The organism is Pseudomonas sp. GW821-FHT01E10 (assembly GCF_059422365.1).
This window is the reverse complement of record NZ_JBWKWT010000026.1, coordinates 1-12543: the sequence shown is the minus strand read 5'-3', so window position 1 is coordinate 12543 and position 12543 is coordinate 1. Positions and strand designations below refer to the sequence as shown.

Below are 12543 nucleotides of genomic sequence, written 5' to 3'. Positions count from 1 at the left end.
TTCTCACAGTGCAGGATTAACACAACATTACACTGCACAGTGTAGTTTCTAGGTTGCATCAAAGCCGATCACAAGTAAACTACTAAGTGTAGTTCTCCACTTCTCCCTGCCGAAGCGTACTTATGACAGCTCCACAGCGCCTCACCGACCGAAAACGCGAAGCCATCATTCAGGCGGCGATTGCCGAATTCCGTGCCAACGGTTTCGACATCACCAGCATGGACAAGATTGCCGCCACCGCCGGTGTGTCGAAGCGCACGGTGTACAACCACTTCCCGAGCAAGGAAGAGTTGTTTGCCGAAATCCTCAATCAGTTATGGACCCGAGTAACGGCCGAACAGGAAACGGCCTACCGCCACGACCTGCCCCTGCGCGATCAGCTGCGCCTGATGTTGCAGGCGAAATTGCAGATGCTGGCCGATGACAATTTTCTCGACCTGGCGCGTGTGGCGATTGCCGCCACCATCCACTCTCCCGAGCGTGCGCAGAACATGGTTGCCCGAATGGGTGAGCGCGAAGAAAGTTTGACCGTGTGGATTCGTGCCGCCCAGGCCGATGGCCGCTTGAAACAGGTCGCGCCTGAGTTCGCTGCGCAACAGATCCACGGGTTGCTCAAGTCCTTTGCCTTCTGGCCGCAGATTTCCATGGGCCAAACGGGCCTGTCGCCCGAGATGCAGCACACCGTGGTGGAATCTGCGCTGGACATGTTCCTGGCGTGCTATGAGTGCTGAACCGAGCTGCAAAAAATGACAACGTCCGCCACTTTATCGCTGTTCGATCGCTCTGAATAAAAACACCGAAATGTGTTTCTGAATGAGACTGGCGCTGGAGCTATAGTGAGCCTCAGTCCCATCCCCTCTTCAGAGAGCATCATGAGCACTCCGACCCACGAAACCGAAACCGAAATCACCGGCCCCGTCGATCACCTGCGCTTCCATCGCCCTCACGCGCACCTGGCACCTACTTTCGGTACCGACCGTTTTGCCCTGCGCGCCGAGGCTTTTGCGCGGTTCTTTGGCACGCCGACCTTCCTTGGCGCCCAGACCTTGGTGGTGGTGATCTGGATTTGCCTGAACCTGTCCGGCGTAACCCAATTCGATGTGTACCCCTTCATCCTGCTCAACCTGGCGTTCAGCCTGCAAGCGGCCTACGCCGCGCCGCTAATTCTGCTGGCCCAGACGCGTCAGGCGGCGCGGGACAAAGCCCAGTCCGAAGCCGATGCGCGACATCGTGAAGCCTTGGCCATCGCCAACAGTGAACGTCAGGCCCAAGCCGCGCGGAACACTGCGCAACTGAAGGAGTTGCTGGAGCAAAACACCCGGCTCACCGAAATCACCAAGACCCTGACTGAGCGCATCGAAAGCCTGACCTCGGAAATGCATCAACACTTCATCAGCAAGGAGCCACCGAAGGTTTGATCCGGAGCGCCCGCCCCAACTCGTCGAACAACGTCACCACCGAGCGCAATGCGCGGCAGTCCGGGCGGGTCAGCAGCCACAGCGCGGTGTCGTAACCGTGCAGGGGCTCGGTCAACGGTTGCAGTCCGTCACCGATCAAAAAGTCCGGCAACGCCGCGACGCCCAGCCCGGCCCGCACCAACTCGGTCACCGACAACATGCTGTTGCAGCGATAACCGGGTGTAACGCCAGGCAACTGCTGGCGCCGCCAGGCGACGGTGGGGTGATCGGGAAGAAAGTCGTCCGGGGCGATCCAGGTTAATGAGGCCAGGTCGTGGGATTCGACCGATTGCAGATAGGCCGCGCTGGCACAGACCCGGTAGGAAATGTCTGCCAATCGCCGGCCAACCAGATGCTCGGGCGGGGTACGGGTCAACCGCAAGGCGATGTCGGCGTCGCGGCGGCTGAGGTTGGCGAAGTCGTTGGAGGTGCAGAGTTCAATAGTCAGTGCCGGGTAAGACGGCATGAACCGCGCCAGTGCCGGTAACAGCAGACTTTGCAGGACCGAATCGGTGCAGGTCAGGCGCACGGTGCCGCTGATGATTTCTCCGCCCTGCTCCACGCCAAGGCGCGCCGCCTCCAGTGCTTGTTCGGCGCGTTCAGCCTGCTCGGCCAGGGTCTGAGCCAACGTGGTAGGCAGGTAACCGGTGCGGCTCTTTTCGAACAGTTGCTGGCCCAGCGCGGCTTCGAGTCGACGGACCGCGCGAAACACCGTCGAGACGTCGACCTTCAACAACGCCGAAGCCCGGGCCAGAGAGCCGCCGCGCACTAAAGCGAGGATCAGCGACAGGTCGGGATAGTCCAGCCGATAGTGCGTCGATGCATTGATCACTTGGGATAACGCCAATATTGATTGCGTGAACGCCAATCTATAGTCGGTGCCAGAAATCAACAAGCGTCGAGATCACTCATGGAAACCAACGCCATCCGCATTGCCCTGATCGGTGACTACGATCCACACGTCACCGCCCATCAAGCCATCCCCGTTGCCCTCGGCATGGCCGCCGAACACACCGGCCAGAACGTTCAGTTTCAATGGCTGGCCACCGACCACATCACCGCCGATACACCACTGGATGACTTCGACGGTTTCTGGTGTGTGCCCGCCAGCCCTTATCGCGACATGGATGGCGCGTTACGGGCGATCCGCTTTGCCCGGGAACTACAACGGCCGTTCCTCGGCACGTGCGGCGGTTTTCAGCACGCGGTGCTGGAATTCGCCCGCAACGTATTGGGCTGGGAAGATGCCGAACACGGCGAGACTTCGCCCGACGCGACGCGGGCGTTACTCACGCCGCTGACCTGTGCGCTGGTGGAAGCCGTCGACAGCATTCATTTGGTTGAAGGCTCGTTGATCGCCAAGGCGTACGAAAATGCGGAGATTCGTGAAGGCTATCACTGCCGTTACGGTGTGAATCCCGAGTTTGAACGGCAGCTACTGACGCGACAGTTGCACGCGGTTGGCCACGATTCGGCGGGGGATCTGCGGGCAGTGGAGCTAAAGGATCATCCATTCTTTGTCGCAACGCTGTTCCAACCGGAACGCGCCGCGCTCAAGGGCCTGCTGCCGCCATTGGTCAAGGCGTTGGTCGAGGCCTGTGTGAGGCAAAAATCATGATCGCCCAGACACCTGCAGCACCTTACTACGCAGTGATTTTCACTTCGCTGCGCACCGAAGGCGATCACGGTTACGAACAGGCCGCCGAACGCATGGTGGAACTGGCCCGTGAGCAACCTGGCTTCCTGGGCGTGGAATCGGCCCGGGGCGCGGATGGACTCGGGATTACGGTGTCCTACTGGGCCAGCGAAGCGGCGATCCTGGCCTGGAAGCATCATCCCGAACACAGCGCGATTCGTGAGCGCGGGCGATCGACCTGGTATTCGGCGTGTCATACGCGGGTGTGCAAGGTTGAGCGGGCCTATGCGTTCAAACAGTAAATGATGCAGTGTTCTGGCGTCTTCGCGGGCTTGTCCGCGAAGACGCCAGAACAGCCACCGCAAAACCCTCACCCCCGCACCAAACTCCTCACCGCCGTAATCTGCGGCACGTCCTGTCGATTCATGTACACCCGCAACGGTTCGGTGATGTTGATCCGGTCGTCGATGTTCTGGTCCAGCAGCAACTGAATCAGTTCGCGCTTGAGCGTCATGGTCTGCTCGGGGCCGGGTGCCCAGACGAACTCACTGGTAGGGATGATGCCGTCGTCGGCCACGTCCATGCCGAAAGCGTCTTCACTGAAGCGCACGATGTACTGGCCGGTTTTGCGATTGAGGCCGACGAAGCCTTTGAGTTGGTCGGCGGCCTGGCAAATGAGCTGGGAAGTGATGCGCATGGTAAACCTCACAAAAGGTCGCTAAGGACCGGTGATCGATGGTTTACACGCAGGGCAAGTGAACGGGTTTCCCTCTGCCGGGGAAACTGCAGGTGTGAAGATTACTGCAAAGAGCCGCACAAAAGCGTCGAAGAAATCTTCTTTAAACACGTTTATGTCGGTCTGGTGATAGCACAAGCGGCGCTCAGTTGTTAAAAGATACGTCTTTGAAAATTCATCGCAAAAGGACTTCGACCATGCCTGTCTCCTTCACTAAAAGCGCCCTGCTGCTGAGCCTGATGCTCGGCCTCGGTCAGGCACAGGCCACCAGCGAGCCAAGCCCCAGCGCACTGGCAACCCGCCTGGGCATTCCGCACCCGGCGGTGATCGCCCACCGTGGCGCCTCTTTTGATGCACCGGAATCCACCGCCGCAGCCTACAAACTGGCTCGCGACCTGGGTGCCGACTACCTGGAAATGGACCTGCAACGCAGCAAGGATGGTGTGCTGTTCGCCCTGCACGACAACAACCTGCAACGCACCACCGACGTCGCTACCAAATTCCCTGAGCGCAAGGACAGCCCGGCCAACGAATTCACCATCGCCGAACTGAAAACCCTGGATGCCGGCAGCTGGTTCAACACGGTGTACCCGGATCGCGCGCGTCCTGGCTACGTGGGTCTGAAGATCCTGACCCTGGACGAAATCATCGACATCGCCCAAGGCAATCCACTGCACAAGCCTGGCCTGTACATCGAAACCAAGGAGCCAAAGCAGTTTCCCGGCATCGAACGCGATCTCAAGGATAAATTGCAGGACCGTGGCTGGCTGAGCCCGACGGGTTCCAAACTGGCAAAAAGTAATCTGGCGGTCGGCCAAGGGAAAGGCAAAGTCGTGCTGCAAACCTTCGAGAAGAGCAGCCTCGAACTGCTCGAGAAGGAGATGCCGCAAGTGCCGAAAATCCTGCTGTTGTGGGTCGGCGAAGGCAGCATCGAGCCGAAATCCAAAGTGACGTTCGCTGAGTCCGGAGACAAGGACAAGGCGACTTACTACGCCAAACAGGAACCGAAGGACAAAGCCGAATTCCAGCAATGGGTCGAGTACGCCAAGGCCCAGGGCGCTATCGGCACCGGGCCTTCTGCCGCGCTGACCAAGGGCGGCGATCAGAGCTATTCGGACCTGGTGAAACCGTGGATGAACCAGTTCACCCACGATCAGGGCATGCTGGTGCACGTCTACACCATCGACGATGCCGTGGATTATCAGAAAGTGATGGATGCCGGTGTCGATGGCATCTTCACCAATCGCGCCAGCGAACTGCTGAAGTTCTATAAGCGCCCGGCGGCGGCGAGCGTTGCGCAGTTGTTGCAGAACAACGGGTACTGATTGGCGCCAGGCGCTGCACCGCATCGTCCCCATCGCGGGCAAGCCACGCTCCCACAAGGTCTGCGCAAAACCTGTGAGAGCGTGGTTGCCCGCGATTGTTTTTTTAAGGGTGAATTAAGTTGCGCTGTTTAACCTGATCCCACTTAAACAGCTCCTCCAAGGAAAGAACTTGATGAAAACCTTAACTGCCCTGTTCACCGCTGCTGCCCTGACCCTCACCGCCGGCCTGGCCCAGGCTGATGTTCGCGTCGACCAGATCCCCGAGTTGGTCAAAAGCGGCAAGATCAAACCCCTGGAAGAAATGAACCAGGCCGCGCTGAAGTTGCATCCGGGCGCCACGATTACCGATACCGACCTGGATAACCACTTCAACGGTTACGAATATGAAGTGGAACTGCGTCTGGCTGACAACACCGAATGGGACGTGGACTTCGATGCCGCCACTGGCAAGGTCCTGAGCAACAAACGAGACAAGTGATTCAACTGCAAAAAGCCGCACGATCTTCGGGTCGTGCGGCTTTTTTTCGTTCGGCGTAAGGCAAATCGCTGAAGTAATGAACGAAGTCGCGCCCTTTTGCGCAGGCCCGCTAGAATCCCTCAACACCACTCAGCATGTTGAAGCAGAGAACCACGGATATGGGGCAAACAGCGGCAGCAGACATCGCCACGATCGGCCGGATCAGCGCGGTGCCGGCGGTTCTTCAGGTGATCAGTGAGCTGACCGGGTTGCGGTTCGCCGCGGTGGCCCGCGTCATCGACAACACCTGGATCGCCTGCGCGGTGCTCGATCGACTGGATTTCGGCGTGCAAGTGGGCGATGAACTGCAGCTGGTCTCCACGCTGAGCGACGAAATTCGCCAGGGCCAGCACTCGGTGGTCATCGACAAGGTCAGTGAAGACCCGCTCAGCCGCGATCAGCACACGCCTCGCACCTGTCCATTCGAAAGCTACATTGCGGTGCCGATACTTCGCACCGACGGGCGCTTCTTTGGCACCCTCTGCGCCCTCGATCCTGATCCCGCGCCGCTCAGGTCCAGCACGATCCAGAGCACCATGGAATCCTTCGCCCGGATGCTCGCGCTGCAGATCGAGGCCGAAGAAAACCTGCAACGGACCGAAGCGGCGCCGATCAAGGAACATAAAACCACCGAACTGCGCGAACAGTTCATCGCCGTGCTCGGCCATGACCTGCGCAACCCCTTGTTCGCCATCAGCGCTGGCGCCGAAATGCTCCTGCGCAAACTCAAAGACCCGCCAAATGAGCAACGGGTTCGGCATATCCTCACCAGCGCCCGGCGTGCAACCAAACTGGTCGACGATGTGCTGGACTTCGCGCGCGGGTCATTGGGTCGCGGCATCCCGGTGAATATCGAGCCGTGCCCGGATTTGGGGGATGTGCTGCGGCATGTGATCGCCGAGATCCAGAGCATTCACCCCAAGCGTATTATTCAGTCGTCGATTGGCGACCTGAGCGACATTCATTGCGATCGCGAACGGGTCGCGCAGTTGCTGTCCAACCTGCTGGCGAATGCCGTTGTCCACGGCGATCCCGACGGCCCGGTCGAGGTCAGTGCGCAGGTCAACGAAGGGCACTTCATATTGAGCGTGAAAAACCACGGGCTGATTGCCGAGGATGCGCTGCAGCATCTGTTCCAGCCCTACTCGCGACCGACCGGCGGAACACCGCAGGCCGGCCTCGGGTTGGGGTTGTACATTGCCAATCAGATTGCGCTGGCCCATGGGGGGCAGCTTGAAGTGAAATCGACGCAGTCCCATGGAACGGCGTTCATATTCACGCTGCCTTTGACGCGGTGACGACAGCCTCAATGTCTTAGACCGCGTTAGCGTGACTCACGGACGATTGGCTGTTAAACATCTCGACCTTGGCACGGAAAGAACTTGAGGTGGAGGTCGATCCATCCAGATGCTTGATCGTGTAGTAAGCCTCCGCAGCGACAGCCACCTGACTCAGCGCTCCTTTGTCCAAAGGAATGTGTATGGGAAAGAAATCACCTTGTCGATATTTGTGATAAGCAACCTCCACGTTGCCAAACTTCACGAAGATTTCTTCGCCCTCTACAAATTCTTCCCGTGCCGGGATGATTACTTTCGGAATCACTGGGTCTGCTTCATCAACGAAAAAAATGATCGACTGTCCACCGACAACAGTCATAGGGTTCAATGTTTCGGTCATCGCAATGCTCCTTGTGAAAGTACTGGCACAGGTTCAGTTTGAGTAGGCGCGCCAAGGGATATCTAGCGCCGCGAGAAAAAAACTGTCTACTGTCAGAAATAACAGGTACCGCTGAAATCGGGCGTCTTGGTTGCAAGTACCCGATCAACGGCACACCGACCTTAACAAGGTGTACAGCTGTAATGCTTAAGGATCAGGCCGAGGTGCTGACCACCGAATCCGCCGTACTGCCACCTTCATCCTGCAACGCCTGTGTACCGACTCGGTAACCGATTCGATACACAATCCATTTCACTAGGCGCTCAACCGCGCCGTTACCTCATTCAATTGCCCTGACAGCCCATGCAGGTTGTGGCTGGCCGCTTCGGTGCGCTGCACGTTGTCCAGGTTGGTGCTGGCGATGCTGGTGATTTCGGTGAGGTTGCGCGAGATGTCTTCGGCCACTGAAGTCTGTTCTTCTGCGGCGGTGGCGATCTGGCGGTTCATGTCGCGAATGGCTTCCACGGCATGGGTGATCCGCTCGAGCATGGCGCCGGCCTGGGTCACTTGCTCGACGCTTTGCTCGCTGCGCGACTGGCCGCTTTCGATGGCCTGGGCCGCATCCACCGCACCGGTTTGCACGGTTTGAATGATCTGGTTGATCTCGATGATCGACGCCGCCGTGCGCTGGGCCAGGCTGCGTACTTCATCAGCGACCACCGCAAAACCGCGCCCGGCTTCACCGGCACGGGCCGCTTCGATTGCCGCGTTGAGCGCCAGCAGGTTGGTCTGTTCGGCAATGCCGCGAATCACTTCCAGCACCTTGCCGATGCGCCCGCTGTCTTCTTCCAGGCGACGGATGACCGTGGCGGTGTTGGCGATTTCGCCACGCATTTGGGTGATGGTGTGAATGGTGCCCTGCATGACCTTCTCGCCTTGCTGGGCGGACTGATCGGCATCGTCGGCCGCACGTGCCGCTTCGGCGGCGTGGCGCGCGACTTCTTGCGCGGTGGCGGACATTTCGTTCATCGCCGTGGCCACCTGATCGGTGCGATTGAACTGCTCGTTGGTGCCGCTGGCCATAAGGCCGGCAATCGAGTTCAGCTCACCGCTGGCACTGTCCAGGTCCGACGCGCTGCGCTGCAAACGACTGAAGGTTTCGGCGAGGAAATCGCGCAAGGTGTTGGCGGCCCTGGCCAGGTTGCCCAACTCGTCCTGACGGGTGCTGGCCACGCGCTCGGCGAACCGGCCCTGACTGAGTTGCGCCACGTAGTCGATCAGTTTGCGGATCGGCTCCACCAGGTTGCGATTGACCAGCCACAGACTCAACAAACCAATCAGCAGGCCCGACACCAGCATCACCGCGAGCCCCGACAACACCGTCTGATCGGCACTGGCACTGATCAATTTCGATTGTTCGACACTCTGCTTGCGCAGTTCGCCGACCAGTTCATTCATCTGCTCGCTGGCGGCGCGGTCCACGCCCTTGACCGCATTGTCGCCGGCCGCTGGGTCGGCACCGGCCGCCACGTAGGCATCACGGCCCTTCTGATACGCCGCACCTAATACACGATGCTCCTCACGCAGGCGTTCGATGCGGGTCTTGAGTTGCGGCTCCATACCCTTCTGCCCCGCCAGTTCACCAAGGATACCCTGCACATTGCGCTGACCCTCCTCGAACTGCTTCCAGTATTTGTCCAGGTCCGCGGGTTGCTTGCCGCGCAGCAGGACGTTTTTCCACTCCTGAACCTGCACCTTGAATTGCAGGTTGGCTTCATCGATCAGTTGCGAGGTGTGCAACGGGCCTTCGATCAGGTTCGCGTAGTTCTGAACGCCGTTGGACAAAAAGTGAAAGCAGGCCAAAGCGATCAACAACATCGCCAACAGGCTGCCGCTCAACAGGGCGAGAATTTGTGCTCGAAGGGACTTTTGTAAAGACATCGGGAAGTACTCGAAACAGGAATGAGGCACGCGGATGAAGGCGTGAAAAGTATCCGGACATCCCTGTCTGCCACGTTGGCCCTTGGCCGAAGGCGCGCAAACGTAACCCAAGCGTGATCGGCGTTCCAGAGCGGTTCTTGAGGAAAATCCGACCATCGGTATCGCAATCGTTTGCGTACACCTTGCCGTCACAAAACCGTCATGAGCGCTTGCAATGATGAGGCTCAAGTGAACCTGTGAAACCCGCGACAGGCGCCTCCCCGCAGCGAGACTTCATGAACCACAGCATTGATCAACGCCATCGCGATTCCGACCTGTTCGGCCTGCTTTACGGTTTCAGTTTTCGCCCCGGCGAGCGCGGTCGAGAGATCGATTCGGCCAAGGCACTGCACTGCCTGCAACAACTGGACGACAGTGATGAGTTTCTCTGGCTGCACCTGAACCTGGCCCATGCGGCGTGCGAGCGCTGGATGAAAAGCCATCTGGAATTGCCCGACGAGTTTTTCGAAGCCTTGCACGAGGGGTCGCGTTCGACGCGCATCGAGCATGTCGATTCGGCGTTGCTGGCGGTGGTCAACGATGTGGTGTTCAACCTCAGTAGCATGGTTTCCTCGGATGTCTCGACGCTGTGGGTCTGCGCTCGCAGTCGGCTGATCATCAGCGCGCGCCTGCAACCGCTGCACTCGGTGGACAAGCTGCGCTCTTCGGTGAAGGCCGGTGAATGTTTTCGCTCACCGCTGGAATTGCTGGTGCATTTGCTGCGTGATCAGGGCGAAGTGCTGACGCAGATCGTGCGCAAGACCAGCCTCAGTGTCGATCAGATCGAAGATGAATTGCTGTCGTCGCGCCTGTCCACCAACCGCGCCGAACTGGGCGCCAACCGCCGGGTGCTGGTGCGCCTGCAACGGTTGCTGGCGCTGGAGCCGGGCTCGTTGCTGCGCCTGCTCAATCGCCCGCCGCAATGGTTGCAGAAGGAGGACGTCAAGGAGCTGCGCAAATCCACCGAGGAGTTTGCGCTGATCATCAACGACCTCACAGCCCTCGGTGAGCGGATCAAGCTGTTGCAGGAAGAAATCGCCGCCAACCTCAACGAGCAGAGCAACCGCACACTGTTCACCCTGACCGTGGTCACGGTGTTGGCGCTGCCGATCAACATCATTGCCGGTTTCTTCGGCATGAACGTCGGCGGGGTGCCGCTTGCCGGGGATCCGGAGGGGTTCTGGATTCTGGTGGCACTGGTGGCGACGTTTACCCTGATTGCCGGGCGCTGGGCGTTTCGTAAGCGGCGCGATTATTAAACCGCCCATCATCACCGATACCTTGTGGCGAGGGAGCTTGCTCCCGCTGGGCTGCGCAGCGGCCCCTATCCGGTTTATTCATTCAAACAGAATTCTCTGGTTTTACGACTGCTTCGCAGCCGAACGGGAGCAAGCTCCCTCGCCACAGGTATTTGCCTGCCTTAGCATCCGGCATCACAAAAAAACCAAACACTGACCCAGCGCAGTCTCACTGTAATATTTAGCAACGATCATGGCCGATACTCCTTCTCTGCTCAGGATTGTCCGGCATGGCTACGCCTTCCTTCACCGCCGCCTCCCAGGCGCCCGCCAGCGGCGCCAGGCCGCAGTTCGATAAAAAACCCGGCCTGCTCACCTTCGTGATGTTCTTTGCCGTGCTGGGCAGCGGGCTGTTGTTCACCGCCTACAGCCTGATGCACGACATGAGCGAACTCGGCACGGTGGTCACCACCTGGACGCCGTTTCTGCTGTTGGGCGTGGCACTGCTGATTGCCTTGGGCTTTGAGTTCGTCAACGGTTTTCACGACACCGCCAACGCCGTGGCGACGGTGATTTACACCCACTCCTTGCCACCGAATTTCGCCGTGGCCTGGTCCGGGTTCTTCAACTTCCTGGGGGTGTTGCTGTCGAGCGGCGCGGTGGCGTTCGGCATCATCGCCCTGCTGCCGGTGGAGCTGATTCTGCAGGTCGGCTCCTCTGCCGGTTTCGCGATGATCTTCGCCCTGTTGATCGCCGCCATTCTGTGGAACCTCGGCACCTGGTGGCTGGGTTTGCCGGCCTCTTCGTCGCACACCCTGATCGGTTCGATCATCGGTGTCGGTGTAGCCAATGCCTTGATGCACGGCCGCGACGGCACCAGTGGCGTGGACTGGGCCCAGGCGACCAAGGTCGGTTACGCGTTGCTGCTGTCGCCGCTGATCGGCTTCGCATTCGCCGCGTTGTTGCTGCTGGCGTTGCGTGTCTTCGTCAAAAATCGCGCACTGTACAAGGCGCCGAAGGGTAATACCCCGCCACCGTGGTGGATTCGCGGCATGTTGATTCTGACCTGCACCGGCGTGTCCTTCGCCCACGGCTCCAACGACGGCCAGAAAGGCATGGGCCTGATCATGCTGATTCTGGTGGGCACGCTGCCGATGGCGTATGCATTGAACCGCACCATGCCGGCGGATCAGGCCTTGCAATTCGCCGCGGTGGCCGAAGTCACCCAGCAAGCCCTGATGAGAAACACACCGCTGCCGATGCCCACCGATCCACGCCCGGTGCTGACCGACTACATGCGCAACAAGGAAGCCACCCCGCAACTGATCCCCGCCCTCGCCGCGTTGGCGGGCCAGATCGGTAACGAAGTGAAGGGTTACGGCTCGCTGTCGAAAGTCCCGGCCGAAGCGATGGGCAACGTGCGCAACGATATGTACCTGACCAGCGAAACCATTCGCCTGATGGACAAGAACAAGGTCGGAAACTTCGACGCCGACACCACCGGCAAGCTGCAACTGTTCAAGCAACAGATCGACAACGCCACGCGGTTCATTCCACTGTGGGTGAAGATCGCGGTGGCCATCGCCCTGGGACTGGGCACCATGGTCGGCTGGAAACGCATCGTGGTGACGGTCGGCGAGAAAATCGGCAAGACGCACCTGACCTATGCGCAGGGCGCATCGGCAGAAACCGTGGCGATGCTGACCATCGGCGCCGCCGACATGTTCGGCCTGCCGGTATCGACCACTCATGTGTTGTCTTCAGGCGTGGCCGGGACCATGGTCGCCAACGGTGGCGGCTTGCAGATGAAGACCATCCGAAACCTGCTGATGGCCTGGGTGCTGACCTTGCCGGCGGCGATTGTGCTGTCGGGCAGCTTGTACTGGTTGTTCACCAAGCTGTTCTGACCATACACAACCTGTGTAGGAGCGGGGGGGGGGGGGGGGGGGGGGGGGGGGGGGGGGGGGGGGGGGGGGGGGGGGGGGGGGGGGGGGGGGG

General features: G+C 59.6%; 13 protein-coding genes. 9 read left to right on the top strand and 4 right to left on the bottom strand.

Features of this window, described 5'->3' with window-relative positions; genetic code table 11:
- The first annotated feature begins 122 nt into the window (after positions 1-122).
- Both AC07V0_RS27245 and AC07V0_RS27240 read left to right on the top strand, forming a co-directional pair.
- On the top strand, positions 123-731 hold the full coding sequence (locus AC07V0_RS27245; RefSeq protein WP_192351744.1) for a TetR/AcrR family transcriptional regulator: 609 nt from the start codon (positions 123-125) through the stop codon (positions 729-731).
- Between the two features lie 141 nt (positions 732-872).
- Positions 873-1418 (top strand): DUF1003 domain-containing protein, encoded by a 546-nt coding sequence (locus AC07V0_RS27240; RefSeq protein ID WP_018926412.1) that lies wholly within the window; start codon positions 873-875, stop codon positions 1416-1418.
- Here AC07V0_RS27240 and AC07V0_RS27235 read toward each other — a convergent pair.
- The gene (locus tag AC07V0_RS27235) at positions 1393-2352 is read right to left on the bottom strand and encodes a LysR family transcriptional regulator (RefSeq protein WP_192351743.1); all 960 of its coding nucleotides are present in this window, start codon (positions 2350-2352) and stop codon (positions 1393-1395) included. The genes AC07V0_RS27240 and AC07V0_RS27235 overlap by 26 nt on opposite strands.
- A gap of 15 nt (positions 2353-2367) precedes the next feature.
- Between AC07V0_RS27235 and AC07V0_RS27230 the strand changes: the two genes are divergently transcribed.
- Together AC07V0_RS27230 and AC07V0_RS27225 are read left to right on the top strand one after the other, a co-directional pair.
- Positions 2368-3075 carry a CTP synthase C-terminal region-related (seleno)protein gene (locus AC07V0_RS27230; protein WP_192351741.1) on the top strand — a complete coding sequence of 236 codons (708 nt, stop codon included), beginning with the start codon at positions 2368-2370 and terminating at the stop codon, positions 3073-3075.
- On the top strand, positions 3072-3395 hold the full coding sequence (locus AC07V0_RS27225; RefSeq protein WP_019651741.1) for an antibiotic biosynthesis monooxygenase family protein: 324 nt from the start codon (positions 3072-3074) through the stop codon (positions 3393-3395). Before AC07V0_RS27230 ends, AC07V0_RS27225 begins: the two co-directional genes overlap by 4 nt.
- 68 nt (positions 3396-3463) lie before the next feature.
- Here the strand turns inward: AC07V0_RS27225 and AC07V0_RS27220 are convergent, their stop codons facing one another.
- Positions 3464-3790 (bottom strand): DUF2025 family protein, encoded by a 327-nt coding sequence (locus AC07V0_RS27220; RefSeq protein ID WP_019581430.1) that lies wholly within the window; start codon positions 3788-3790, stop codon positions 3464-3466.
- 236 nt (positions 3791-4026) lie between these two features.
- Here AC07V0_RS27220 and AC07V0_RS27215 point away from each other — a divergent pair, with 236 nt between their 5' ends.
- The 3 genes from AC07V0_RS27215 to AC07V0_RS27205 all read left to right on the top strand — a co-directional run bounded on the left by AC07V0_RS27215 (position 4027) and on the right by AC07V0_RS27205 (position 6969).
- Positions 4027-5154 (top strand): glycerophosphodiester phosphodiesterase, encoded by a 1128-nt coding sequence (locus AC07V0_RS27215; protein WP_192351739.1) that lies wholly within the window; start codon positions 4027-4029, stop codon positions 5152-5154.
- A 172-nt stretch (positions 5155-5326) separates the two neighbouring features.
- Positions 5327-5632, top strand: coding sequence for a PepSY domain-containing protein (locus AC07V0_RS27210; RefSeq protein ID WP_018926418.1), 306 nt, complete (start codon positions 5327-5329; stop codon positions 5630-5632).
- A gap of 158 nt (positions 5633-5790) precedes the next feature.
- Entirely contained in the window at positions 5791-6969 is a 1179-nt protein-coding gene (locus tag AC07V0_RS27205) for a GAF domain-containing sensor histidine kinase (RefSeq protein ID WP_192351737.1), read from the top strand.
- Positions 6970-6985: 16 nt separating this feature from the next.
- On the opposite strand, the gene AC07V0_RS27200 is transcribed toward AC07V0_RS27205, so the two are convergent.
- Both AC07V0_RS27200 and AC07V0_RS27195 read right to left on the bottom strand, forming a co-directional pair.
- On the bottom strand, positions 6986-7348 hold the full coding sequence (locus AC07V0_RS27200; protein WP_111454785.1) for a hypothetical protein: 363 nt from the start codon (positions 7346-7348) through the stop codon (positions 6986-6988).
- A 294-nt stretch (positions 7349-7642) separates the two neighbouring features.
- Positions 7643-9268: a methyl-accepting chemotaxis protein gene (locus AC07V0_RS27195; RefSeq protein ID WP_018926422.1), complete on the bottom strand. Its 1626-nt coding sequence runs from the start codon at positions 9266-9268 to the stop codon at positions 7643-7645.
- Positions 9269-9543: 275 nt separating this feature from the next.
- Between AC07V0_RS27195 and AC07V0_RS27190 the strand changes: the two genes are divergently transcribed.
- Positions 9544-10566, top strand: a complete 1023-nt coding sequence (locus tag AC07V0_RS27190) for a transporter (RefSeq protein WP_018926423.1) — start codon at positions 9544-9546, stop codon at positions 10564-10566.
- A 269-nt stretch (positions 10567-10835) separates the two neighbouring features.
- Positions 10836-12452: an inorganic phosphate transporter gene (locus tag AC07V0_RS27185; RefSeq protein WP_192351735.1), complete on the top strand. Its 1617-nt coding sequence runs from the start codon at positions 10836-10838 to the stop codon at positions 12450-12452.
- The last annotated feature ends 91 nt before the right edge of the window (positions 12453-12543 follow it).